The organism is Vreelandella sp. 21, from assembly GCF_050995515.1.
GTDB classification, from domain to species: domain Bacteria; phylum Pseudomonadota; class Gammaproteobacteria; order Pseudomonadales; family Halomonadaceae; genus Vreelandella; species Vreelandella alkaliphila.
This window is the reverse complement of sequence record NZ_CP194673.1, coordinates 690,331-714,244: the sequence shown is the minus strand read 5'-3', so window position 1 is coordinate 714,244 and position 23,914 is coordinate 690,331. Positions and strand designations below refer to the sequence as shown.

Below are 23,914 nucleotides of genomic sequence, written 5' to 3'. Positions count from 1 at the left end.
AGCCAATGTTGGCAAACTATCCAAACGTCGCGTATTTGCGAACTCGTTAACGGCCAAGTAAGGGAAAGCGTAAAATAGCGGGGTTGAGTGGCAGCCCTAAGGCAGTTTTTAACTGAGTGATATACACACCAGCTCCCCTCCGAACCATTGCTGTTTTAGCCCGCGCTGCTTTTCCAGCAGGGCTAAGTACGGGCGTAGGGGGTGGTGGCTGGGCAGCGTAACGTTCCGTTGGCGTAGGCGGCGTTGGAATGGCAGCTGTTCAGCGGGTTGGTGCAGGGGCGTGACGTGCTGGGTGAGCCATTCGATGTCAGGTAGTAGCAGGTGCGTGGCGCCGCTGTCTAGGGCTAGGGTCACGCCTTTGGCGTCGAAGTCACCGGCGTAGAGGTGTGGCCGATTGGTTTTGCGCCATGCTTTTGTCAGTTCGGCAAAGCCGCCGCCGTAGTGGCTGTCGCCACGATAGACCACCAGCGGGTTAGCGTAGCCGCTAAGCGCTGCTATCTCTGGCGAAAACGCGTAGAAGCTATCCAGGTTTTCCACCTGAACGAGCGCGCCAAACACCGCCAGCTTCAAGCCGCTTACATCAACATCGCGTATGCTGCGCGGCTCTGGCGCAAGCCATGCAGAGGGCTGCGGCGGCAAGTTGATCAGCACGCGTTTTGCACGTGGGCCTTCGCGGCGGCTTTTATCCTCCTCAACGCCTTCAGCTGCTTGGGCGGCACTGCTTAAGCCACTTAACGAGCGTCCTAGCGGTGCCAAACGGTCACTCTCCAACATGCTGTTGATTTGCGCCATGAGAGTGGCGTCAAAGCGCAGCGCTTGGTTGGAAATCCGCATGGTTAGATCAATATCTTGCTGATGGCACCATGCCACTACATCTTCGACCCACTTGCCACGGGATTTTTCTACCACGGGCTGGCGGTTAAGCTCTCGAACAACACTGTTAAGCCCGGCACGGGCGCGGCCTGATAACGTCATACTGCCACCGCCAGTGCAACGTCATGAATCAGGCGCAGATCGTTAAATGGGCTGGCCGGTGATTCGTCTTGGTGTAGGCGAAACGCCTGCTGCTCGCTACGCGGCAAGCCCTGGTATTCGGAGATAACCTGAAACAGCCAAATTTCATCGGGCCAATCGAGCTGGCTGTCATACAGATAAGCAAGCGCGCTAATCGGCTCGGCGGGGGGCTGATCTAACACCGCAAGATAAAAGCGTTCCACATCTTGTTTAAGCGCCTGCTGGCGTGCAGCGGCAAGGTTATCTTCCGGCGTGAGCGCAGGCACTGCCGACTCAACGGTTTGCGTGGCATGGCGTGGGGTTGGCAATTCATGCAACAGTTCTGCCAGCACGCGGCTTTCCAGCGCGCGATCTAACGCTGGCGCAGCGGCGGCATTTAACGGCGCAGCATGGTTGAACAACGCTGGTACATCGCTGCGTTTGGCGTAATTACTCGGCACAAAGCCTGGGTGTTCGCGCATAAACGCGACCATGCCGCTGATCAGGCGGCTGCGTGCCTGCTGTTTGCGAAAGCGTGCCATTAGCTCAATTAACCGCCGCTGCACTTCCCGCAGACTGGTGTAATGGTGGCTTAAGCGCTGCTGCAGCTGGCTGATGAGTAGCTTGCGCAGGCTGCCATCGCTGCCTACTAACGCAATTAGCTCGTCGAAGTCGATCAGTGCCAGGCCATCCAACAACCTAACAATCTGCTTCTGGGCGCGGTCGTTCTCGCGGATCTTATCGCTCAACTGGCTCACAAAGCCGAAATCGCTATTGAGCCGTTGCCAAAGGCTATCAATAGCATCGGCAAAGCGGCCGTTTAGATCGTCAACTTCCTGACGCAGGCGCAGCAGTTGCTGCTCCTGTCGCCAATGCTCACCTCGGCTGCGGGCTTCACGGTAGCTGTGCACCAACGAACGCACCAGCTCAAGGGTTTCCGCAACATCGGCATTTACATGGCGGCGGGTTTCATCGGCCAGCATTTCAGCGATCAGTTCGCGCACTTTAGGAGAGAGCTTTACGCCGCTCTGTTCATCTGGCCGCCATAACACCCGAGCGGCCAACAGCTTGCGCAGCGCACTGTCGTTGAGTCCGTCTAGCGGCACGTCATCACGAGTGTAGCCCTGCATCAGCCGTTCGGCATGCTTGCCCAACAGCGCCAGCCGTTCAGCGCCGGTTTTGAGCAGGCGACTTTCCAGTTCGCTCACAGCAGCGCCTCCTGGGCACCCTCTTCCCGCTCCGCATCGATGGGCAAGTTTTCCTCATCGCGGATAAAGCGCACCACCTCGATTAGGTAATCAATTTTACCGGTGACCACAAACACCTGACGCTCAGTGTGGGGCTGAAGCAAGTAACCATGCTCTTTCAAGCGTTTAAATAACTGCTTTACTTGGGCATCCAACTGGTCGCTCTGGGAACCAAAGAAGCTGTCTGTGGCTAGCCGTTCCAAACGCTCACGAAGGCTTTGGTTGTCTTCGCACTTAGCGCTGAACTCAGCGGGCTTGAGCACATCGCCTGGGGCCGCCAAGGTGTCGCGGCCTAGCGCCTCTTGAACCAGCTGCAGCCATTCCAGCAGTGGTAACAGACTGTTGATCGTGTCACTCAGCTGGCGCGATAGCTGCTCCCGAGCAGCTTCATTAAGCTGTCGCCAAGCTAAAAAGTAGACACTGCCTTCATCATTGCTCGCCAGCCTGCGGTTGAGCGGGCGCAGGTAGTCATCAATCGCGTCGCGGGTCTCGTCATTTGTCAGGTGGCGGAAGGCATTGTCATCACTGACGGCGCAGACAAACTCGCCAGCAAGCAAGCGTTCCAGTAGCGGGCCGTGTTCGATCATGCGGTCACCTCTTGCTGACGCTCCTTAATCCGCTGTGCAAGCGGGCTAAGGCGCGGCTCAATACGTTTTAGCAGGCGCTGGTTGGGCTGGTTAGGGTCCCGCTCAATCAGGTAGCGATTAGCAAACAGCAGCAGCACATCCGATTCCGGGTTGGGGAAGGCACCGACAATGTGGATACGGTTGCTGTCACAAGCGTCGAACAACTTTTCGACATTGTGATAGGCCAGCGTGCCAATTTCATCAATCGGCCAATGGATAGCAATTTGCGCATCCCCCCGTAGCAGCCGCGTAAACGCCAGCAGAAACTTACACAAAATCAGGTAGGCCATGCCATGGCTGGAAGACTCCAACAACTGGCGGTCGTTTTTGATCACCAGGTCAGTGCCGCCTTCGTTTAGGTGCAGTTCAAGGCGCAGCAGGCTTTCAAAGCTGTACTGCTGGTCACTGCGCAGCAAATCGACCACATCGGCCAGCGCATTAAGGTAATCGTCGCTGGGCAGCATCTGGCCAGATTCCCGCCACGCTTTGTAGCGCTGGGCAAACAGCTTTAAAGGCTCCCAGAAACCCAGCTCATCGATCGTCGATTGAATGCGTACTTCCGCTTTGCTGATGCCTTCTAAACGCAGGTCATCCGCCACTTCGTCGGAAAGCCGACGGCTTTGCGCACTGATACGGCGATTTAAGTCGCGGAAGACAATAAAGAATTTATCCAGGTCATCGCTTAAATTGCGCCCTTCCTGAATCAACTGCTGCTGTTGATCTTCCAATAGTTTTAGCATGTCGCGCAGCAGCGGCAACACCAATCGTGGGCTGTCGTTTGGTAGCTTCTCGCGTTCACTTTGCAGTGCATCGGCAAAGCCGCTACTGGCATCTTTAATCAGTTGGCTTTCTACCTCCAGGCAGCCCCGGCGCAGCTGCTCAAGCTGCTGATGGCGGCTGGTTAACGCTTGGCGAGCACGCTCAATGCGCTCCTCCATGTCACCTACGGCATCCGCTAAGGGGGCCCCCTCTGAAACGATGTCCAAACTTTCTAACTGGGTCAGCAGCGGCTTAAGGGCTTCTACGCTGCCGTGGGCATTTGCGCGCTGAATTTTTAGCTCATTAACCGCTGATTGATGCGCTTCACGTGCGCAATGGAAGTCATTTTTGAGGCGCGCTTTTTCGCGCTTCAACTGTTGATCAAGCTGAACCAGTTCGGCTTCCTGAGCCACTAGCTGGGGCTTGTGCTGGCTCCACTCCACGCGCATAAAGCGTTGATACTCGGTGAGTTCTTCCTGGCGAGCGGCGATTTTACGAATGCGTTCACTCTGCTGTTCCAAGCGTTTTTTCGTTTCCTGAAGCTGCGCGGGGTCCACGCCCTGCTCGGCAAGCTCCTGACTGAAGGCGGCTTCCAGCTCACTACGCTGGCGCTGATGTTCCTTGTTGGCGTCGTTGAGCTGCTGTTTGTACTGGCGTAACTGCGCATCTAGGCTATCCAGCTGGCTTTGCGCGTCGGCTTTTAACTCCAACAACTGGCCCTGATGGGTTTCGGCAAGCTCGGCAAGCGCCTGGCGTTTCTCTTCGCGCAGTTCGGCCTGGGCCTGCTCCTGACGAGCCAACGCCGCTTGGTGCTCCGCTCGGCGTACCTGCTGGCGCTTGGTATGGCGCTCTTGCTGCTGGCGGCGAGCCTCAAGGGCATACTCCACTTCCTGTTCGGCCCGCTGATACCCCATACGCGCCTGATCTTGGGCCTCGTCGGCCTGTTGCACCCGTTCGTTGTTCTGCTTTAGGGCTTTTTCGGCAGCGACACACTCAGCCTGGGCGCGCTGTTTAGCGCCATCCGCCTCTTCAATCGCCGCCAGCAAACTGGCTTCGTCCTGGGCGTAATCCGGCAGTGCAATGGCACTTAGGTCCAGCGCTAACCCGAACAGGTCGTCGCTGGCTCCTTCAGCAAGCTGCGGGGCGAGGTCTCGGCGTTCAAGCAGTTCTGGGGCAATAACCTTGCCGAGTTGCTGCTCCCAGCCAGGGCGGTGGTAGCGCAAGAAGTGGCGCAGGCTGCCTTGTTCGGGGTCGCGCTGTTGATAGAGCGCATAGCAGTGCTGTTCGGCTCGCTCACGCTGCTGACGACACTGCACCAACTGCTGCTCGGCGGCATCGCGTTCACGTTTGTGGCTTTCAAGCTCGCGGCGCAGTGCTTCCAACGTGGCGGCGGCAGCGCTGCGTTCCTGCTGTGTTTGGTCTAAACGCGCTTGGGCAAGCTCGGCTTCCTGGGCTTCTTCAGCAGTTTGGGTGGGCATTGCCAGCTGCGCTTTTAATTCGGCAAGCTGCTCAACACCCAGCTCTAACTGCGCTTGATACTCCCCCTCTAGCCGTTGGCGCTCTTGCTGATAGCGCTCGTTATGCTGCTGTTCGGCTTGCCACTGCTGCTCTCGGCGCTGCGCTTTTTCCTCGACCAGGGCATCTATCAATTCCTGGTTTTCTTGGGTTTGGCGGGCAAGTGCTTCGGAAAGCTCGCGTAACCGGCCATCTAAGCGCGCCTGGCTCTCTTTTACCGCGTCTTGCATGACCTGCAGATGCTGCTGAAGCTGATCACGCTGTTCACGCCACTGGGGCAAGGCGTTGATGTCTCGCTCCAGGCCAGTCATGTCGGCATCGGCGTAGTGCTCAAACTGGGTTTGCAGATCATTTAGGCGGCGCTGCGTGTGCTGCAAGTCGCTTGCGACTTCACTGTGGCGGTCGTTCAGCTCATCGCGCTGCTGGGTGTAGGCATTTTCACGCTGTTGGAACTCGCGCTGGTGGCGGTTTAACTCACCATCTAGGTCCGCAATGCGCTGTTCTGCCTGTTGATGATCGGCGCTTAGCTGGGGTTTCAACTGCCAAAGCGTGGTCTCTAACTGGGCCAATTCGCGATCGATGCCACCAAGCTTAGTCAGCGAGGCTTGCAGCGGCTCCAGGCGCATGGACTGGCGCATCTGGGCAATCCACTCCCGCGCTTTGGCACTGCGAATACGGGTGACCGGCAGCTCGACGCCATCCTCTTCGAAAATTGCCGCCAGCATGGTTTTGAGGGTATCCATCTTGCCCTCTTTCGCATGCACAGCAGAGACCAGTTTTTCGATATGACGGATACGCCGTTCAGGGTTAACCAGGCTAAACTGCGCCGCGATTTGGCGCAGCTTTAGGCCATCGCGACTATTACCGTGCAGCTGGGTAAAGTCGTTTTGGATCACCGAGCGGAACTCGGAGGTAGCTCCCAACTTAGAAGAGACAGGAATCCCGCTGCGGCGCAATCCGCTAGACCACTGTGGGTACTCCAGTGCCAAGGGGCCTTTTTCAGTTTCGATCAGATAGTCTTCTGGCCGATAAGGGGCACCGACAAAACGGTACTCCACGCCGCCTTCTTGCTTGCGCGTCAGCACTACTTGGCAAACATTGCCTGCTTCGCGGCGATATTCGTAAACGAGATAGCTTTGACGAGTGGGCAAATAGAAGGCATCAAACTTCATGCGGGTTTTCGGCACCACCTTATTGGGCAGCTCGCCGTAAAACACCGGCACTAACCGCTGAAGCGTGGTTTTGCCTGACGCGTTGGTGCCGCAAATATTGGTGTGGCCATCCACATTGAGTTCAACCACCCCTGACAAGTGGCCGTGAATCATAACGATGCGTAGCAAATGCGCCATGCCGTGTCCTTGATCGTCAAACGTCCGAAAACGCTATCTTGCCAGACCTAGAGCAAGGCGACATCTGTTCAGGTGTGAACTATTGATTTATCTAATGACAATGCACATTGTGATCGACTGCTAACACCATTTGTATTCCTACCTCTCACTCCTTCATGCGCTCTCTTAGTCACTCTCCCACGCTGCTCACCACAAAATCCCTAGCAACGCCTATATGGTAATCAATGGCCTCACGGCAAGCCTCGGAACTGCTGCTACCCAATGCATCTAGCAGCTTAAAGTGGCTGGTGGCAATGGTATCGGGGGCTTCGTGGGTTTTGGTAATCAGCGTAATGCACAGACGAAGTTCGTGAGTTAAGCCATCAAATGCCCGCAGCAACCGCTCATTGCCCGCGTAATGAATCATCAAGCGGTGAAATTGCAGGTCTTCTTCAATGCGGCGTGTTCCATCATTGCTGGCGGTCGCTTCGCATAAAACCTCTACCTGCTGTTTTAGCGCGCGCTCAGCGTCGCTGCTGTAGCGCTCCGATAAGCGCTGGATAGCATGGCGTTCAAGACATAGTCGCAAATCGAAGACATCCTCTAATTCAACGGCATTCAACGCCCTAACAAAAAAGCCGCGTCTTGGTTTTGAGATTAAAAGCCCACGACTTTCCAGTAAGCGAGCAGCTTCGCGAACCGGCGCGCGGCTGACGCCTAAATCTCGGGAAAGCTGCACTTCTGAAAGCCGCTCACCGGGCAAAAAGTGTTGCTGGATAATCGCTTGCGTCAAATAGTCGGCCACCTGTTCAACAAGGTTTTGCTGTTGAATAAAGCCGCCAGGAGCCACTGGGGAAGAGGCCATAGAGTTTACTCTTATTAGGTATTACGTACTTTTAGTATGACGCAAAAAAACATTCTGTCGACGGCCGATTGACGACTGTCGACAGTTTTACAAACCAATGCTATGTTCAAAAAGGCCTCATATAACGATCTATAACCACAATTCATAACAACAACTGGGCTGTTTTGTATCACGCCTCGCTCGCCTAACGACAACGTAAATCTATTACGTGCTAATAACCAAGGAGCAGGAAACATGAAGACACCACTGGCTTTGGCAATTTCCGCTGCAGCACTCGCTTTTTCGTCGGCCGCCCTGGCAGACGACCCGAAACAGGGCGGCACTGTTAACACCATTATCCAACCAGAACCGCCAGGCTTAGTGCTGGGGATGGTGCAAAACGCGCCTACGCGCACCGTGGCAGGCAATATCTATGAAGGGCTGCTGCGCTACACCACAGATCTGGAACCCATGCCGCAGCTCGCTGAGTCATGGGAAGTCAGTGACGACGGCCGCACCTACACCTTCCACTTACGAGAAGATGTTACCTGGCACGACGGCGAACCCTTCACTGCTGACGACGTGGTATTTTCTGCCGATGTTTTCCACCGCGAACTGAACCCCAGTGCGCGGGCCGTTTTACAACATGTGGAAAGCATCGAAGCAACGGATGACTACACCGTTGTATTTACCTTAACCGACCCCTTCGGCCCGTTCCTGATCTCCTTTGAGGCAGGCACCTTCACCATGGTGCCTGAACACCTGTACGCGGACACCGACTTCCGCAACAACGAACACAATGATCACCCGATTGGCACAGGCCCTTTCAAGTTTGCTAACTGGGAACGCGGCACCGTTATCGAGCTGGTTAAAAACGATGACTACTACGAAGACGGGCTCCCCTATCTGGATGGCGTCAACTGGCACATCATCCCAGACGGTGGCTCCCGTGCAGTTGCCTTTGAGAATGGCACCATCGATGTACTACCAAGCGGTACCGTTGAGAACTTCGATATCCCGCGTTTATCCGCGATGGATAACGTCTGTATGACAGAAGAAGGCCACGAATATTTCAGCCCCTTCGCCATGCTGTGGATGAACAACCGTGAAGGCCCCACCGCCGACAAACGATTCCGCCAAGCGGTGATGTATGCCATGGATCGTGAGTTTGCCAAAGACGTGCTGTGGAATGGCTTAGGCAATGTGCCGCTCTCGGCCTTTGGTTCCAACGCCCGTTTCCAACATGACGATTTAGAGCCCTACGATCACAATCCAGACCGTGCTCGTGAGCTGTTAGCAGAAATGGATTACGACGGCGAAGAGATTACTATCCTGCCTCTTCCTTACGGCGAAACGTGGACCCGTTGGGCTGAAGCCGTACAACAGAATCTGCGTGAAGTGGGTATTAACGTAAGAACCCAAGCCACCGACGTGGGCGGCTGGAACCAGCGCCTTGGCGACTGGGATTACGATCTCGCCTTTACCTACTTGTTCCAGTACGGCGACCCGGCGCTGGGTATTTCACGCACCTACCTTTCCGACAATATTGCCAAGGGTTCACCCTGGAATAACGTGGAAGGCTACGAAAACGAGCGTGTTGACGAGCTATTTAATGCCGCGGCCACGGCCTTCCCTGATGAAGAGCGAGAAGCGTTATACCGTGAAGTGCAGGAAATTCTGCATGAAGATGTGCCCGTTGGCTGGCTGATGGAGCTGGGCTTTCCTACCCTTTACCGCTGTGACGTAAAAGACCTCGTGACTTCCGGTGTGGGCGTCAACGATGGCTTCAAAGATGCTTGGTTAGACCGCTAATCCAAAGCGACACCCAGGCCGCGCAAGCTGCCTGGGTGCTTCAGCCATGTCATGAAGGTATCGGTCAGGAAGGTGTCTATGGTTTACGCTCGTTTGATAGTGATGCGGTTATTGAAGGCCGTTATCGTATTGTTTCTAATCGTTATTTTTAACTTCTTCCTTATTCAGATGGCTCCCGGTGACCCCGCGGCGATTTTAGCCGGTGAGGCGGGCGCTGCTGACCAGGAGTTTCTCAACCAATTGCGTGAACGCTTCGGCCTTGATCAGCCGATGTATGTGCAACTGTGGCGTTACGTATCAGGCATTGCCATGCTCGATTTTGGTTACTCCTATCGGCTTGGTGTGCCTGTTTTTGATCTCATCATGTCTCGACTGCCCGCCACACTGTTACTAACCGGCACGGCGTTTGTGCTCTCGCTGGTGCTCGGCATTGTGGCAGGTTCCATGGCCGCGGCGCGGGTTAAAAAGCCCTCTGGTTCACTGATTATGGCGCTAGCCCTGGTGTTTTATGCCACGCCTCTGTTTTGGGTAGCGCTGATGTCGGTAGTGGTGTTTTCCGTTTACCTCGGCTGGCTGCCCGCTTACGGTCTTTACACCGTTGGTGCGGGGCACACTGGCTTTGCGCTTGTGCTGGATGTCGCCACGCATTTAATACTGCCTGCCACTACGCTGGCGCTATTTTTTATGGCGATTTATACCCGCATGACGCGCACCTCTATGCTCGATGCAGCCCAGCAGGACTTCGTTAAAACCGCTCGCGCGAAAGGGTTAAAGCCTAGCGTCATTCAGCGCCGACACATTCTTCGCAATGCCCTACTGCCGATCATCACCCTGGCAGGCTTACAGGCTGGGCAGATGGTTGGCGGCGCTATTTTGACGGAAACCGTGTTTGCTTGGCCGGGTATCGGGCGACTGATGTTTGAAGCTCTACAACAGCGTGACTACAACCTGCTGCTGGGTATTTTCTTCTTCTCGGCGGCTTTAGTGATTGTCTTCAATATTCTTACCGACTTGGTTTACCGCTTGGCTGATCCGCGCATCAAGGGGGCCTCATGAGCTTTTTCGCACGCTTTGCGCAAAACCGTGGTGCCCTGATAGGGCTGATTATTCTGCTGCTAATTATCGTCATGGCGATTCTGGCGCCTTTGCTATTTCCTGAGTCGCCCTGGCGCATGGTTCAACGGCCCTTTTTGCCGCCGCTATCCCAGGAAGGTTTCCTGCTGGGCACCGATACCATGGGACGCAACGTCGCTGCTGGGTTAATGCATGGTGCCTGGGTGTCGTTGCTGATTGGCTTGGTATCCACCAGCGTCGCCCTGCTGATTGGCGTGCCGCTGGGAGCGATTGCGGGCTACTACGGGGGACTGATTGACGACGTACTCATGCGCTTTACCGAGTTCTTTCAAACCATTCCCAACTTTGCCCTGGCGATTGTGTTGGTGGCGATTATGCAACCCAGCATCACCTCCATTGTGCTGGCGATTGCGCTGGTCAGTTGGCCCCCCGTTGCCCGTTTGGTAAGGGCAGAGTTTATGTCGTTACGGCACCGTGAATACGTTGAAGCGGCTCGCTTGGTTGGCCAAACCAATAGCACCATTATCTTGCGTCAGATTCTGCCTAACACGCTGTCGCCGATTATTGTGCTGGCCTCATTAATGGTCGCCACCGCTATTTTGCTGGAATCGGCGCTGTCGTTTTTAGGCTTGGGCGATCCTAACGTGATGTCTTGGGGCTACATGATTGGCGCGGCACGTACGGTTATTCGCCAAGCCTGGTGGCTAAGCTTTTTCCCTGGTGTGGCGATTCTACTCACCGTTCTGGCGTTGAACTTAGTCGGTGAAGGGCTAGACGATGCGCTTAACCCCAAACTTTCCCGCGAGCGCTAGGAGCCCTTCATGACGGTCACTATTGATTCTAAAAAAGAGAATCCATCAGTTGAAACAGTGCTTAGCATTCGTGACTTAAGCGTGGCACTACCCAAAGGCGCCGACCGTGCCTTGGCGGTGGAAAACGTTAGCTACGACGTTAATCGCGGCGAAATCATGTGCGTAGTCGGGGAATCCGGCTCGGGTAAATCAATGGCCGCTAACACCGTGATGGGCCTACTCCCTAAAGGCGTACGCCCCGTTCAAGGTGAGGTCAACTTTCTCGGCCAAGACGTCATCACCCTAACCGAGAAACAGCATCGCGCCCTGCGCGGCCTTAAAATCGGCATGATTTTTCAGGAACCCATGACCGCGCTTAATCCGTTAATGCGGGTCGGTGCCCAAATTGCTGAGGTGTTCGAAGCGCACGGTCAACTGACCCCAAAACAGCGCCAGGAACGTGCCTTGGAGCTGTTGATTGAAGTGGGTATCCCACAGCCAGAAAAAGCTATCAGCGCCTACCCTTTTGAGCTATCCGGCGGTCAGCGGCAACGCGTCATGATCGCCATGGCATTAGCCCTTGAGCCCGTGCTGTTGATCGCCGACGAGCCCACCACCGCGCTGGATGTGACTACCCAGGCGCAGATCCTTGAGCTTATTCGTGATTTACAGCGCCGCCGTGGTATGGCGGTGATGTTTATCACTCATGATTTTGGGGTCGTGGCTGAAATCGCCAACCGCGTCTGTGTCATGCGCCATGGTAAAATTGTCGAAATCGGAGAAGCCAAAGAGGTGCTGGAAAATCCGCAGAACGCTTACACAAAAGCACTGATTGCCGCCATTCCCAGCAATGCAGTGCCGCCCCACCGTGAAACAAGCCAGGTGGCTCCGCTACTCGAGATCAAACAGCTTAATAAAGTCTTTCGTTCACGCGGGGGCTGGTTTAAGCCAGCCCGAGAAGTCCGCGCACTGGATGATATCTCGCTAACTCTGGCCCGTGGCGAGACCATGGGTATTGTTGGTGAATCGGGATCGGGGAAATCCACCCTTGGCCGCTGTGTGGTGCGCCTTGAACACCCAGACAGCGGTGAACTGTTGCTGGATGGCGTTAATCTTTCACAGCTAAAAGGTGACGCGTTGCGTCGTGAACGCCACCGCGTGCAGATGATTTTTCAGGACCCCTACGCCTCGCTTAACCCACGCACTCGGGTCGGCATGGCGATTGCTCAAGGGCCTATGGCCAATGGCACACCCAAAAACGTGGCGCTCAAACAGGCAGGTGATCTGCTTGACCTTGTGGGCCTTGGCGCAAGCGCCGTGGAGCGCTTCCCCCATGAGTTTTCCGGCGGACAGCGCCAGCGCATTGGCATTGCTCGTGCGTTGGCGCTAAACCCTGAACTGATTGTCGCTGATGAAGCTGTTTCAGCGTTGGATGTGTCTATTCAAGCCCAGGTACTGGAACTGCTTGAAGAGTTGAAGCAACGGCTTTCGCTTTCACTGCTGTTTATTACCCACGATTTACGGGTAGCCGCGCAAATTTGCGACCGCATCGTGGTGATGCAGCATGGCCGTATTGTTGAACAAGGCAGCGCTGAACAAATATTCCTTCAGCCAAAAGAAGCCTATACCCAATCGCTGCTTGATGCGATTCCTGGTCGTCAAGCGCCGGTGGCGGCTACCGCCTAATCATTGAATCGTTAACCTCTTTACCAAGGAACACCCATGCAGATAACCCTGGAGGCGCTGAGCGCACTTGTTGGTTCAGCCCATGTGCTCACGGGTGATGATGTCACTAGTCGCCGCGTTGACTGGATGACCGGCGCGCCCTGCCAAGCAGGCGCTATCGTGCGCCCGGCAGACACCGAACAGTTAGCGGCTGTCATGCAGGCCTGCCACGCGCTTAAACAGCCAGTAGTGACCCACGGCGGCTTAACCGGTTTAGTGCATGGCGCGGAGGCGGGCTCGGAAGAGTTGGTAATTTCCCTGGAGCGCATGACCGCTATCGAAGAGATTGACCAGGTCGGCGGCACGATAACGGTACAAGCAGGCGCCCCCCTTCAGCGGGTACAAGAAGCCGCTAACGAGGTTGGTCTGCAGTTCCCGCTGGATTTAGGCGCACGCGGAAGCTGTACGATTGGCGGCAATATCGCGACTAATGCTGGCGGTGTCAGGGTGATTCGCTACGGCATGATGCGCCAGCAAGTACTAGGGCTTGAAGCAGTAATGGCCGACGGGCGTGTTGTCAGCTCCATGAATCGCATGCTGAAAAATAATGCAGGGTTTGATTTAAAGCAGCTGTTTATTGGCAGTGAAGGCACCCTGGGGATTATTACCCGCGCCGTGCTGCGGCTTCAGCCGCCTACCCCTAGCGAGCAAACGGCACTGGTGGCGTGCCACTCGTTTGACGCGCTAACCGGGCTATTAAGCCATATGGGCAAAGCGCTTGGGGGTGGCCTGGGTGCGTTTGAGGTAATGTGGCAAAACCACTATCGCCTGCTCACTGAAACGTTGGCGAGGCACACGCCCCCGATTCCACCAGAGCACCCCTTTTATGTGATTATCGAGTCGCTCGGCAACGATGAAACTCACCATGCAGAGCAGTTCCGCGAAACGCTTGAACAGGCATTTGAACACGACTTAATCGTCGATGCTGTGATTGCTCAATCAAGCACTCAACGCGATGGTCTCTGGGCGATACGAGAAGATATTGAAGGGCTCATCAAGGGGCTGGCACCCGTATTGACCTTTGATGTCAGCCTCCCTATTGCCGATATGCAGCGCTATACCGATGCATTAGAGAAGCAACTGGTACAACGCTGGCCAGATGGCCGCCTGGTGGTGTTTGGCCATCTTGGCGACGGCAACCTGCATATTTCTGTTAGCGTTGGCAGCGATGCGCCAGAAGAGCGCCACGCGGTAGAAACACTGGTTTACGAGCCACTTAAAGCGCTGGGAGGCTCTGTTTCAGCAGAGCATGGCATTGGTTTGGAAAAACGCCCCTGGCTTAGCACCTGCCGCTCTCAGGCGGAAATCGAATTAATGCACACATTGAAGCAGGCGTTTGACCCACACCAGTTGCTTAATCGCGGTAAAATTTTGAGCTGAAAATTTTCACTATTAGGATATCGATATGCCCTCCTACCCCCATCATCTTACTGGTGAAGGTCCCCTTAATCCGTTTCCTGGGATTAAAGTTCTGGAGCGCCGCATTGGCCGCGAAATCCCTCATCGATTGGGCTCTAATGAAGGCTTGGACATGCCCCATCGTGCGCTACGTGAACATTTTGGCGATGCTGTCGCCGAGCATGTGTATTGTTACGGCGATGCGGAAGCTCTCGGCGTTCGTCAGCGACTAAGCGCCCAGCAGGGTATACCACTCGATCACTTGCTGGTGGATGCCGGCGCCGATAGCCTAATCGCGTTAGCGCTACGCACCACTTGCACACCGGGCGACACCGTGGTTAGTACGGCGGGCACTTACCCAACCTTTGGTTACTTTGCGAAAGGCCAGGGTTGCCACTTAGTAGAACCTAGCTATGTTGAAGCCCCTGGCCTACTGGCCCCTGATTTGGAAGCGTTAGCGGCGGCAGCACACCAGGAAAATGCCCAGCTGGTTTATTTAGCCAACCCCGATAACCCTAGCGGCCATCTGCATAGCGACAGTGCCATTCTCAAGCTGCGCGACGCACTGCCGGACACCTGCTGGCTGCTGCTGGATGAGGCGTATGGCGATTTTCGTGATGACGCCAACAGTGACTTCGCTGCCAAGGCACTTCCGGGAGTCATTCGCCTACGCACGCTGTCAAAAGCCCACGGTTTAGCAGGCTTACGCATTGGCTATGCGATTGCTGACCCTGACGTGCTCGCCTTGATGATGAAGGTGCGCATTCACTACGCGGTATCCACCTTTACCCAGGCAGCCGCAGAAATCGTGCTCGATCACCCAGCTGAAGTCCACCAACATATTGCGGAAGTAAAAGCACGCAGGGAACAGTTAGCGGCTCATTTCCAAGCACTGGGTGCCGACGTACTGCCTAGCGCCACCAACTTTATCGGCATTCGCTTACCAACTGCCGAACTGGCTGATCGGGTAAACCGTGAGCTACTGGAAGCAGGCCGTTTAATCGCCCGCCCCGCTCACCCAGCGCTTGGTCATGTCTTACGCATTACCGCCGTCGCGGATGCTTTGGAACCAGGGCAGCTGGCGATTCTTGAGCAGGCCATTAAAGAGAATGCCTGACGACTGTCAGGCATTCTTCAAACGCTAGCGAATAGCGGGCAATGAACCTAAGCGGGCGTTAACCAGTGCTTGAACGCGGCCAGCTCGCCACGCACCGCTTGGCGATACAGGCGCTGCAAGCGCGCGGTCACACTGTCGTCCGGTATCGGCGCGTCGACTGCCGGCGCACCCGCCCTTACCCCGATGCGGCGGCCATCCAGTTCACGCAGAGGAAGAATTTCCGCAGCGGTACCGGTTAAGAACGCTTCATCAGCGGTATACAGCTCATCGCGAGTGATGCGCCGTTCGCGCACTTCAATGCCCAGCGCCTCGCGGGCTAACTGGATCACGCTGTCGCGGGTGATGCCCTGCAAGCAGGACGTCACTTCAGGCGTGTGTAGCACGCCATCGCGCAATAAGAAAACATTAGCGGCGGACGCTTCGGCTACATAGCCTTCCGGGTCGAGCATGATGGTTTCATCAAACCCTGCTTTCACGGCGGTATTCAGCGCCAGCATCGAATTCACATAATGACCGCTGGTCTTGGCACGGCACAGGCTGATATTGACGTGGTGGCGCGCCCAGGAAGACGTCAGCGCACGTAACCCACAGCGGGTTGCCTGCGGCGACAGATACGGCCCAAGGTCCCAGGCAGCAATCATCACATGGGTGCTTAACCCTTTAGCCCGTAGGCCAAGGCCTTCCGCGCCAAGAAACACCGTTGGCTTAAGATAAGCGTTAGTCAGCTGATTTTTACGCAAGCACTCCTGCTGAGCCTCAATCAGCGCCTCTTCGCTAAAAGCGATCGGAATATCTAAGGAGTGGGCGCTTTCTGCTAAGCGGCGGGTATGCTCGGCAACCCGAAACAGTGCCGCTCCTTGCCCCCCTTCATAGGCGCGCACGCCCTCAAAGCAGCCCATTCCATAGTGCAGCGTATGGGTAAACACATGAACCTTAGCCTCTCGCCAAGCCAGCCATTCACCATCCTGCCAAATCCAACCATCGCGATCATAAAGCGGTGTCATTGCGTAAATTGCTCCCACTGTTGGCGCCAGCCGTCGATTAGCGCTTGCTGGTGCGGTTGTAAGGCTTGATATCCCCAGGCAGCAATTTCATCGTTTTGCGGGTCGGGGACACTAATGGTGCTACCTGCCAAGGTTTGAATAACGCTATGTCCACATAGCGGTACATAACCTTCTGAGTAACCACCTTCATGGACGAAGACCAGCTTCCCCTGACAGCAACGGGCAGCAAGTGCTTTTAGCTGTGCGGTCATTTCGGCAAACGCGGCACTGTTGAGCAGCATCTTGCCTAGCGGGTCTTTGGCACAGGCATCATAGCCACAGGCCACTACGATTAAGTCTGGGTTAAACGCTTCCAGTGCTGGCAACACCAGCGACTCCATCGCATAGCGATAAGCGCCCAAACCACAGCCCGGCGGCAGCGGTAGGTTAAGATTCGCCCCTAGCCCTTCGCCTTCTCCCTGCTCTTCAAAACTGCCTGTATCAAGGGGATAGTTCGCGGCTTGGTGAACGGAAACGGTGAACACCTCAGGCTCGGCGTAAAACGCCGACTGCTGGCTATTACCGTGGTGCACGTCCCAATCAAGAATCGCTACCCGCTTCACTTGCCCCAAGGCTCGGGCACGCATCACCGCTACCGGGATATTACCCAGCAAACAGAAACCACGCCCCTGATCTGCCTCGGCGTGATGCCCCGGAGGGCGGCAAAGTGCATAAGCGTTATTAACATGCCCAAGCGCCACGTCCTCTACCGCTGCGACGGCAAGCCCCGCGGAGTGCCTTGCGGCGGCCCAGCTACCAGGTGTAAAGGGCGCGCAGTCACCGCCATTGCCACCGCCACTCGCATCGGCTTCCGCAAGCATTTGCAGATAACGTGGGGTGTGAAAGCGCAGCAGGTCTTCCTGCGCGACAACGGGTGGTTTGACCACCCTCAGTTCATCTATCAGACCGCTGACTTCAAGAATATTCTTCAGTCGCCGCTTGCTTTCGGGGCTTTCCGAAGCAGGCTGCGGCTGCAGAAATTCACCGGGAGCAGAAAAAACACCAATTGCCCCCTGGTCGTGCCAAAAGCAGCGTTCGTGCCAGTAAAACCCTGTCTTACTCATTGAGCGTCTCTCAACTTCTCTGATAACCGCGCATAAAGGCGGCAAGGTTAGCGCTTAGCTGCTCAGTCGGATAGCCGCCCTCTTGAATCACCACGGTGGGCTGCGACAAACCGCTCAACAGCTCACCCAATGCCACAAAGGCTTCGGTTTCCACGCTTAACCCGGCAAGCGGATCATCCTTGTGGACATCCAGCCCCAAAGACACCACGACCGCCTCTGGCTGGTAACGGTTGAGTTGCTCAATCAGCGTGGCCACCGCGTTAAGATAGGTCTCGCCATCACTGCCCAATGGCAAAGGCAAGTTGACGTTGGCACCTTCACCCTCTTCGCACCCTATCTCGTCCACGCCCCCCCAGAAGAAGGGATAAAAAACGCTTGGGTCGACGTGTACAGAGCCAGTCCAGACATCCCCGCGGGAGTAGAAAATATCCTGAGTACCGTTACCGTGATGCAAATCCACGTCAATGATCGCTACTTTGGCAAATTTCTCACGCAGCACGCTGGCAGCCAGAGCAGCGTTATTCAACAAACAGAAGCCCCCCGCGTTATCCGGCCCCGCGTGATGACCCGGTGGGCGGCATAAGGCATAAGCGCGAGGGGGATAGGCGAGCGATGCACCACTCATCACTTCCTCCGCTGCAGCCACGGCTGTCGCAGCCGAGGCTAATGCCCCTTGGAAGCTTGTTTCGCTTAATGGGCAGGCCATATCGTGCAAATGCCAGCCCGCCTGGCCAACTGGGTGGCTCGGGTAGTGGCTCGCACCACCGCAGGGGTGAACGTTCGGTGCCACCAGCGCCGCTGCATTAGGCAGTGCTTGCCAACGCTCATAAATCGTTTCCAAAAAGCGTAAATAGCGCGGCGTATGAATCTGCTCAAGACGTTTACGCAGCATCGGCGAGTCAGTTTCACTAGGTGCCGTCAGGCTCAAACCAGCCGCGGCCAACCCTTTGCTTAGCAGCTCAGCGCGCACCGGCCCTTCCGGTGATGGTGCTGGCTGTCCACGCAGCAGAAAGGTCGGCGGCGCATGGTAGTCCTGGTCAGGGTGGTAGAAGCACTTCATGTGTTGCACATCCGCCTTTTAAAGTAGTGAGGGAATCCAGGTTGAAAGCGCTGGAAATGCCGCTAACAGCACAATAATGCCAATAAAAGCCACATAAAATGGTAGTGATGCCACAATGGCCCGCTCATAAGGCACTTCGGCTATTCGGGCCGCCGTCATCAGCGTCATCCCCACTGGGGGAGTCACATTGGAAACGTTAAGCACCACAATCATCAATATGGCGAAATGCAGCGGGTCAAAACCCAGCTGAATCATGGCTGGCACAAGTACGGGCGCAACCACTACGAGCGCAGGTAACACGTCCATTACCGTACCAATCACCAACAGTAGTAAGCACACCAGCATTAACTGTAGGAAGGCGGCATCACTGAAGGTGGTAATAAGCCCGGCAGCGTCTCTGGCAATCCCTGAGCGTGTTACAAACCAGCCCAGTACCGCCGAGGTGGCAAGCAAGAAAAACACCACCCCAGAGAAGCGTACGGTCACGACCAGCGCATCCCAAATTTTTCGCCAAGTGAGATTCCGATAAAATACGACGCCAATCACGATGGCATACACCGCCGCAAACCCAGAGGCTTCAGTGATGGTGGTTAAGCCCGACAGAATGCCACCCAGAATAATCAGCGGCACCACCATGGCAGGCAGCGCAACCACAAACGACATCAGCGCTACTTTAAACGGCGTGGGCGCCTGTTTGGGATAACCCCGTTTCCAGGCTAGGAAAAAGCTCACGCCGAGCAGCGCTAAAGCCATCAACAGCCCAGGTACAATGCCACCCGCGAAAAGGTCGATCACCGAAATATCACGCAGCAACGTTGCATACACCACCATCACCACACTGGGTGGAATAATCGGCCCAATAATCGATGAACACGCCGTAACGGCGGCCGCGTACTCGGCGTCGTAGCCCTGCTTTTTCATTTCGGGAATCATGATTTTGCCGATTGCCACGGTGTCAGTAACAGCGGCACCGGTTAACCCGGCAAAAAACACCGATACCGAAATATTGACGTGGGAAAGTGCACCACGAACACGGCCAAATAACGAATTATTAAACGCAATCAGCTTATGGGTTAGTCCGCCCTGATTCATTAGTTCGGCGGTAAAAATAAAATAAGGCACCGCAATTAACAGAAACCCAGAGACCCCTGAAAACATTCGGTCAGCAATGATGCCGAGCATGCGTTCTCCACCCAGGGAGAAACCACCAGCCAGCCCGGACATGGCCATGACGACCGCCACGGGAGCCCCAATAAACAGCAACAGCACAAATACAATAATCGTAGGCGTCATGGTCGGGTCTCCCCTTCAGAACTCTCAAGAAGCTCATCGATCACCTCATGCTCGCTTGTAAAGTGCTCAAGCAGTGCAAAGCCATGAACGAGATGCAGCAACATAATCAGGCCACTGATAGGAACAACAATGGCCGTCACTTTGCTAGGAATGCGGATTTGATCCGACACCATGTAGACCTGAGTCGCGTTGGTGAAGTAGCCCCAGCCATACCAAGTAAGCATGAGTGCAAATAAGCCGAGGACTGCCAGACACATCACCGCCGCTATTTTCACCATGATTTTGGGCAGGCTACGCACTAGCAGCGTCATCGCTACATGCTCGCCATAGCGCAGTGAAATGGTCATGGAGAGAAAGCCTATCCATGGCAAAAAAAGCCGAGCCAGTGAATACGTCCAGCTCAGCGTGCTGCCGGTAAACAGCTTGTAGAGAAAGGCGGTAAAAGAAATACCCAGCATCGATAAAATACAGCCAACGCACAACACAATCGCCGCCTGATTGATGTGATCGCTTAGGCGGCGTAACGGGGGTAAAACGCTCATGGTGATTCCTCACGCTGAGGCAGCCTTTCTACCCCAGCGTTTGTCCGTCGCTAAGTCTTACTGGCCGTAAATGCGCAGATCGTCATCTGCAAGCTGCTGACCAACCCGCTCGACTTCGTCAAGTAGCCCCTGCACACGGGCTTCATCCATACCGAAGTCATCGACAATCCACTCTTTCCAAGCGGGTCGGGCAACCTCTGCCATGCGTTCCCGCTCGGCATCAGGCATCAGGTAGCAAGCTTCGAAACGTTCGCAGGACTCTACCCAACTGGCGGTGGCAAGCGCACCAGACATACCGTGGCTCAGTTGAATCGCTTCGCGGGCAGAGCTGATTAACGCCTGTTGATGCGTTTCCGGTAGCGACTGATACCAGGATTCACTGACGACCCAAGGGGCACTGTTGTACACATGCCCTGTCAGGGTGGTGTAGTCCGTTACCGCATCAAAGTTGAACGTGGTATTCAGCACAGGAGCGTTGAACTGGCCATCCGCTAGCCCCGTTTCAAGGGCAGTAATCAGCTCACCCCAAGGGAGGGGCGTGGCAGAAGCACCAAGTGAGCGCATGATAGCCACGTGAGCGGGGTTCTCTTCGGTACGGATATTGAGCCCTTCGAGATCCTCCATGGTCTCAATCAAGCGCACGTTGTTAGTGAAGGCCACAAAACCACCGCCATCATCGAACGTACCTAAGTAGCGCATATTGGCATCTTCAACGGTGCCGGACATGAAGTCAGCAAACCATTCGCTGTCAAAGAAGCTCCACGCTTGGCGCCAGCTGGTAAACAAGAAGGGTGCCGTTACCGCTTGGTAGTCGCCATAAAACGACGACATTGCACCCGCTGACATAATGGTCGATTGCAGGGTACGACCACCCTGCACTTCTGAGCCGTTTTCTACTTCAGAACCTAACTGACCACCACCAAAAATAGAGACCTCAAGGTCTCCATCGGTGCGCGCTTCCACAAGGTTTTTGAAATGCACCAGGGCAGGATAGATTTCGTTATTCTTCATATCCTCTGGAAGCTGTGTGGCGATGACCATTTCATAGGACTGCGCCTGGGCGGTGGCACTGGCAATAGCCAGTGGCAGAGCCGCCATGGCAGCGAATAAAAAAGACTGTGTAGGTTTCATAACTTACCTCGTTTTGGTTATTAGCTGGTTTGCGTTATGACTGGCGTTTCCACTCGTAAGCGATCGTTTTATTATCGTTATTGTTAAAGCCGTAGAAGGCGAACGTGACGGCTCCCTGTTAGCTACTCGGCTCCCTGTTAGCTACTCGGCTCTCTGTTAGTTACTGGCTGTTAGCTACTGGTTAATGGCCTCCCACACTTCAATGGCCGCGGCTAAGTCTTCAAGCGATGCGCCAACTGACTTAAACAGCGTGATGGCCTCTGCAGAGCGCCGACCTGGCTTAGTTCCCGCAAGCACCTCAGCAAGCTCTGCCTTGATATCCTCGAAACGGAACGCGCCTTCATCGATTGCCTGAAGAATATCGCCGGCTTCGCCCTTAGCCCCTGCATAGGTGTCCACAAATACGACAGATCGACGCAGGCACTCAGCATCGGTTTCGCGCATTTGGGGGCGGAAGGCGCCGATAAGGTCAACATGCGTGCCCGGTGTTAACCACTCACCTTTAATTAGCGGCTCTGTGGAGAGCGTGACGCAGCTGACAATATCAGCCTGTACAACCGCGTCTTGCAGATCACTAACGACCTGGGTGTCAAATCGGTCGGCATAGGCCTCGGCGATAGCAGAAGCCTTTTCAGGGTTCCTGCCCCACACCAACACACGTTTGATTGGTCGAATGCTGGCATGGGCTTCAATGACCATAGGGGCCAACTTGCCAGTTCCCACCACCAATAGCGTTTCCGCCGCCTCGTTGGCTAGTGCTTGTGCCGCCAAGGCAGAGGCAGCAGCTGTGCGGCGGCGCGTTAGTTCGCTACCATCAATGCACGCTAGTGGTTGGCCGTGTTTACCTTCACTAAGCAAATACAGCCCTGAAATAGCAGGAATATTGTGCTGGGCGTTCTGAGGAAAGACGTTGACCATTTTGACGCCGATATAGCCTGCTGGCTCCCAGGCAGGCATCAGCAGCATGGTGGCTTCACCGTCGGGGCGATGCATCGCGTGATGATGGCGTGGCGGAGATTCAACGCCGTTCACAAAGGTGGTATGTAGCCGCTTAATCAAACCTTCCCAGGTTAGATAGCGTTCCACTTCCGCCGCAGACACAACCCGCATATCAAGCCTCCGGCAGCGCAGCAACAACCATGATTTCTACTTTCCACTCCGGCTTGGCAAGCTTGGCTTCAATCGCTGCACGTACAGGCGGGCGTCCAGGCACTACCCAGGCATCCCAAGCAGCATTCATTTGGTCAAACTCGGCCATGCTGGTGACCCAAATTTGCGCCGAGATAAGCTGCTCTTTCGAGGTGCCTGCCTGGGCTAACAGTTGGTCAATGCGCGCGAGCACTTGCTCGGTCTGGCCACGCATATCAGCCGTTGCATCGCTGGGCACTTGGCCAGCGAGATAAACGGTGCCGTTGTGAATCGCGACTTGGCTCATGCGGGCATTGCTGTCTTGATAGGTAACGCTCATGGTGTCTCTCCAAGGAAAATGAGGTTCCTCTTGAGACTACGATGATGATGAGCGGCGTGCTTGCCCGAAACTCTGGCAAATTTGCCCGTAAGTGTTGTAACTCATCGAGCAATGATTTCTGTTTGCCAAGCTAACGGTCTGAGGAGGGGGCAATCTCAAAGTAACGCCGATAGGCGCGAGAAAAGCTTCCTTGGTCGCGGAAGCCAACCAGCATGGCAATATGGCCAAGGCTTAGTGCGCTGTGCCGAACCAGCGTACGAGCGTGTTCAAGCCGTCTGCGCTGAACATATGCTAATGGCGTCACACCGGTTAGGTCACGAAAACAGGCATGAAAATGCCCAGGGCTTAGCGCACATAATGCGGCTAATTGCTCAACCCGAATATCGTCCGCCAAGTGCTGATCCAGCCACGCATCCAGCCTTTCCAGGTCAAGCCGTTCGCTGATACAGCGAACACCGATCTGGTCAGCAACTTGCTTCGGCTCATCTTGAAGGTACATATACAGCGCTCGAAGCAGCAGCACGGCAATTTCATTTTGCAGCGCGGGGCACTGCTCCAACTGGTTCGTTAAGGCATGGGTCAGCTGATTAAGCGCCGGAGGTACGGTAAAAAAACGTGGTTTGTCGAATAGCCGCTCGATTTCACTGCCTTTTTCCAACACCGCCAAGTGCTTAACAGGAATGTCCAACACCAGCGTGCGGTTACTGCCATCGCCTTGGTACTCATGGTGTCGAGAAGACGGGATCAAGCAGCCACGGCGTGCCGTGACACGCTCGCTCTGCCCTTCCATAGCAAGCTCAGTCACGCCACACGTTGCCAGAATTAACTGGTGAAAATCGTGTGAGTGGGATACCTGTTCGGGGGCTAAATTACGGTTATGCAGCTCAAACTGGACCATGGACGTACCGTTTGGTTCTACGTTGACGATTGCACTATAAAACGGCTGACCATAGAAAAGCGAGAGAACGCTAACGCTTGGCTAACGCTCTCTTTTTGCGTAAAGCAATTTAACTAATGGCTAGTTACAGATAACTACGCTGATCTGTAAAAAGCGGTAGCTGCTAAGCTAGTCCAGTACCGCTTT

20 protein-coding genes are annotated in these 23,914 nt (G+C 55.2%); 6 read left to right on the top strand and 14 right to left on the bottom strand.

From position 1 onward, the window contains the following. Positions 1-108: 108 nt before the first annotated feature. The 5 genes from ACN06F_RS03295 to ACN06F_RS03275 all read right to left on the bottom strand — a co-directional run bounded on the left by ACN06F_RS03295 (position 109) and on the right by ACN06F_RS03275 (position 7,333). On the bottom strand, positions 109-975 hold the full coding sequence (locus ACN06F_RS03295; RefSeq protein WP_433924651.1) for a DUF7281 domain-containing protein: 867 nt from the start codon (positions 973-975) through the stop codon (positions 109-111). Continuing rightward, a complete protein-coding gene (locus ACN06F_RS03290; protein WP_433924650.1) occupies positions 972-2,201 on the bottom strand; it encodes a hypothetical protein in 1,230 nt (409 codons plus the stop codon). Before ACN06F_RS03290 ends, ACN06F_RS03295 begins: the two co-directional genes overlap by 4 nt. Next, positions 2,198-2,827, bottom strand: coding sequence for a condensin complex protein MksE (locus ACN06F_RS03285; RefSeq protein WP_433924649.1), 630 nt, complete (start codon positions 2,825-2,827; stop codon positions 2,198-2,200). Before ACN06F_RS03285 ends, ACN06F_RS03290 begins: the two co-directional genes overlap by 4 nt. Beyond that, complete coding sequence (locus ACN06F_RS03280) at positions 2,824-6,489, bottom strand: ATP-binding protein (RefSeq protein ID WP_433924648.1); 3,666 nt, start codon at positions 6,487-6,489, stop codon at positions 2,824-2,826. The genes ACN06F_RS03285 and ACN06F_RS03280 overlap by 4 nt, the downstream gene beginning before the upstream one ends. Positions 6,490-6,658: 169 nt before the next feature. Beyond that, complete coding sequence (locus ACN06F_RS03275; protein ID WP_231657269.1) at positions 6,659-7,333, bottom strand: GntR family transcriptional regulator; 675 nt, start codon at positions 7,331-7,333, stop codon at positions 6,659-6,661. A 234-nt stretch (positions 7,334-7,567) separates the two neighbouring features. Here ACN06F_RS03275 and ACN06F_RS03270 point away from each other — a divergent pair, with 234 nt between their 5' ends. The 6 genes from ACN06F_RS03270 to ACN06F_RS03245 all read left to right on the top strand — a co-directional run bounded on the left by ACN06F_RS03270 (position 7,568) and on the right by ACN06F_RS03245 (position 15,229). Next, positions 7,568-9,124, top strand: coding sequence for an ABC transporter substrate-binding protein (locus tag ACN06F_RS03270; protein ID WP_095602685.1), 1,557 nt, complete (start codon positions 7,568-7,570; stop codon positions 9,122-9,124). Between the two features lie 78 nt (positions 9,125-9,202). Then, positions 9,203-10,180, top strand: a complete 978-nt coding sequence (locus ACN06F_RS03265) for an ABC transporter permease (RefSeq protein ID WP_083001291.1) — start codon at positions 9,203-9,205, stop codon at positions 10,178-10,180. Further along, a complete protein-coding gene (locus ACN06F_RS03260) occupies positions 10,177-11,010 on the top strand; it encodes an ABC transporter permease (RefSeq protein ID WP_083001289.1) in 834 nt (277 codons plus the stop codon). The genes ACN06F_RS03265 and ACN06F_RS03260 overlap by 4 nt, the downstream gene beginning before the upstream one ends. Before the next feature lie 9 nt (positions 11,011-11,019). Further along, positions 11,020-12,675 (top strand): ABC transporter ATP-binding protein, encoded by a 1,656-nt coding sequence (locus tag ACN06F_RS03255; RefSeq protein WP_095602687.1) that lies wholly within the window; start codon positions 11,020-11,022, stop codon positions 12,673-12,675. Between the two features lie 36 nt (positions 12,676-12,711). Continuing rightward, positions 12,712-14,094 (top strand): FAD-binding oxidoreductase, encoded by a 1,383-nt coding sequence (locus ACN06F_RS03250; protein WP_095602688.1) that lies wholly within the window; start codon positions 12,712-12,714, stop codon positions 14,092-14,094. A 25-nt stretch (positions 14,095-14,119) separates the two neighbouring features. Next, complete coding sequence (locus tag ACN06F_RS03245) at positions 14,120-15,229, top strand: pyridoxal phosphate-dependent aminotransferase (RefSeq protein WP_433924647.1); 1,110 nt, start codon at positions 14,120-14,122, stop codon at positions 15,227-15,229. 47 nt (positions 15,230-15,276) lie between these two features. Here the strand turns inward: ACN06F_RS03245 and ACN06F_RS03240 are convergent, their stop codons facing one another. From ACN06F_RS03240 to ACN06F_RS03200, 9 genes are all read right to left on the bottom strand, one after another. Then, positions 15,277-16,233 (bottom strand): branched-chain amino acid transaminase, encoded by a 957-nt coding sequence (locus ACN06F_RS03240; RefSeq protein WP_433924646.1) that lies wholly within the window; start codon positions 16,231-16,233, stop codon positions 15,277-15,279. Next, complete coding sequence (locus ACN06F_RS03235; RefSeq protein WP_095602691.1) at positions 16,230-17,336, bottom strand: class II histone deacetylase; 1,107 nt, start codon at positions 17,334-17,336, stop codon at positions 16,230-16,232. The genes ACN06F_RS03240 and ACN06F_RS03235 overlap by 4 nt, the downstream gene beginning before the upstream one ends. 10 nt (positions 17,337-17,346) lie before the next feature. After that, positions 17,347-18,396: a histone deacetylase family protein gene (locus ACN06F_RS03230; protein WP_433924645.1), complete on the bottom strand. Its 1,050-nt coding sequence runs from the start codon at positions 18,394-18,396 to the stop codon at positions 17,347-17,349. A gap of 18 nt (positions 18,397-18,414) precedes the next feature. Then, positions 18,415-19,689 (bottom strand): TRAP transporter large permease, encoded by a 1,275-nt coding sequence (locus tag ACN06F_RS03225; RefSeq protein ID WP_433924644.1) that lies wholly within the window; start codon positions 19,687-19,689, stop codon positions 18,415-18,417. After that, positions 19,686-20,231, bottom strand: a complete 546-nt coding sequence (locus ACN06F_RS03220; protein WP_038481514.1) for a TRAP transporter small permease — start codon at positions 20,229-20,231, stop codon at positions 19,686-19,688. The genes ACN06F_RS03225 and ACN06F_RS03220 overlap by 4 nt, the downstream gene beginning before the upstream one ends. A gap of 57 nt (positions 20,232-20,288) precedes the next feature. Continuing rightward, a complete protein-coding gene (gene dctP, locus ACN06F_RS03215; RefSeq protein WP_038481511.1) occupies positions 20,289-21,362 on the bottom strand; it encodes a TRAP transporter substrate-binding protein DctP in 1,074 nt (357 codons plus the stop codon). A gap of 174 nt (positions 21,363-21,536) precedes the next feature. Next, a complete protein-coding gene (locus tag ACN06F_RS03210; protein WP_095602694.1) occupies positions 21,537-22,472 on the bottom strand; it encodes an ornithine cyclodeaminase family protein in 936 nt (311 codons plus the stop codon). A gap of 1 nt (position 22,473) precedes the next feature. Further along, entirely contained in the window at positions 22,474-22,830 is a 357-nt protein-coding gene (locus tag ACN06F_RS03205; protein WP_095602695.1) for a RidA family protein, read from the bottom strand. 130 nt (positions 22,831-22,960) lie between these two features. Further along, positions 22,961-23,728 carry a helix-turn-helix transcriptional regulator gene (locus ACN06F_RS03200; RefSeq protein ID WP_038481501.1) on the bottom strand — a complete coding sequence of 256 codons (768 nt, stop codon included), beginning with the start codon at positions 23,726-23,728 and terminating at the stop codon, positions 22,961-22,963. Between the last annotated feature and the right edge of the window lie 186 nt (positions 23,729-23,914).

Excerpts from the sequence above, each read along its gene's own strand:
- ACN06F_RS03295 (WP_433924651.1), bottom strand. The coding sequence starts at position 975 with ATGACGTTATCAGGCCGCGCCCGTGCCGGGCTTAACAGTGTTGTTCGA.
- ACN06F_RS03285 (WP_433924649.1), bottom strand. The coding sequence starts at position 2,827 with ATGATCGAACACGGCCCGCTACTGGAACGCTTGCTTGCTGGCGAGTTT.
- ACN06F_RS03280 (WP_433924648.1), bottom strand. The coding sequence starts at position 6,489 with ATGGCGCATTTGCTACGCATCGTTATGATTCACGGCCACTTGTCAGGG.
- ACN06F_RS03275 (WP_231657269.1), bottom strand. The coding sequence starts at position 7,333 with ATGGCCTCTTCCCCAGTGGCTCCTGGCGGCTTTATTCAACAGCAAAAC.
- ACN06F_RS03270 (WP_095602685.1), top strand. The coding sequence starts at position 7,568 with ATGAAGACACCACTGGCTTTGGCAATTTCCGCTGCAGCACTCGCTTTT.
- ACN06F_RS03265 (WP_083001291.1), top strand. The coding sequence starts at position 9,203 with ATGGTTTACGCTCGTTTGATAGTGATGCGGTTATTGAAGGCCGTTATC.
- ACN06F_RS03260 (WP_083001289.1), top strand. The coding sequence starts at position 10,177 with ATGAGCTTTTTCGCACGCTTTGCGCAAAACCGTGGTGCCCTGATAGGG.
- ACN06F_RS03255 (WP_095602687.1), top strand. The coding sequence starts at position 11,020 with ATGACGGTCACTATTGATTCTAAAAAAGAGAATCCATCAGTTGAAACA.
- ACN06F_RS03250 (WP_095602688.1), top strand. The coding sequence starts at position 12,712 with ATGCAGATAACCCTGGAGGCGCTGAGCGCACTTGTTGGTTCAGCCCAT.
- ACN06F_RS03245 (WP_433924647.1), top strand. The coding sequence starts at position 14,120 with ATGCCCTCCTACCCCCATCATCTTACTGGTGAAGGTCCCCTTAATCCG.
- ACN06F_RS03240 (WP_433924646.1), bottom strand. The coding sequence starts at position 16,233 with ATGACACCGCTTTATGATCGCGATGGTTGGATTTGGCAGGATGGTGAA.
- ACN06F_RS03235 (WP_095602691.1), bottom strand. The coding sequence starts at position 17,336 with ATGAGTAAGACAGGGTTTTACTGGCACGAACGCTGCTTTTGGCACGAC.
- ACN06F_RS03230 (WP_433924645.1), bottom strand. The coding sequence starts at position 18,396 with ATGAAGTGCTTCTACCACCCTGACCAGGACTACCATGCGCCGCCGACC.
- ACN06F_RS03225 (WP_433924644.1), bottom strand. The coding sequence starts at position 19,689 with ATGACGCCTACGATTATTGTATTTGTGCTGTTGCTGTTTATTGGGGCT.
- ACN06F_RS03220 (WP_038481514.1), bottom strand. The coding sequence starts at position 20,231 with ATGAGCGTTTTACCCCCGTTACGCCGCCTAAGCGATCACATCAATCAG.
- dctP (WP_038481511.1), bottom strand. The coding sequence starts at position 21,362 with ATGAAACCTACACAGTCTTTTTTATTCGCTGCCATGGCGGCTCTGCCA.
- ACN06F_RS03210 (WP_095602694.1), bottom strand. The coding sequence starts at position 22,472 with ATGCGGGTTGTGTCTGCGGCGGAAGTGGAACGCTATCTAACCTGGGAA.
- ACN06F_RS03205 (WP_095602695.1), bottom strand. The coding sequence starts at position 22,830 with ATGAGCGTTACCTATCAAGACAGCAATGCCCGCATGAGCCAAGTCGCG.
- ACN06F_RS03200 (WP_038481501.1), bottom strand. The coding sequence starts at position 23,728 with ATGGTCCAGTTTGAGCTGCATAACCGTAATTTAGCCCCCGAACAGGTA.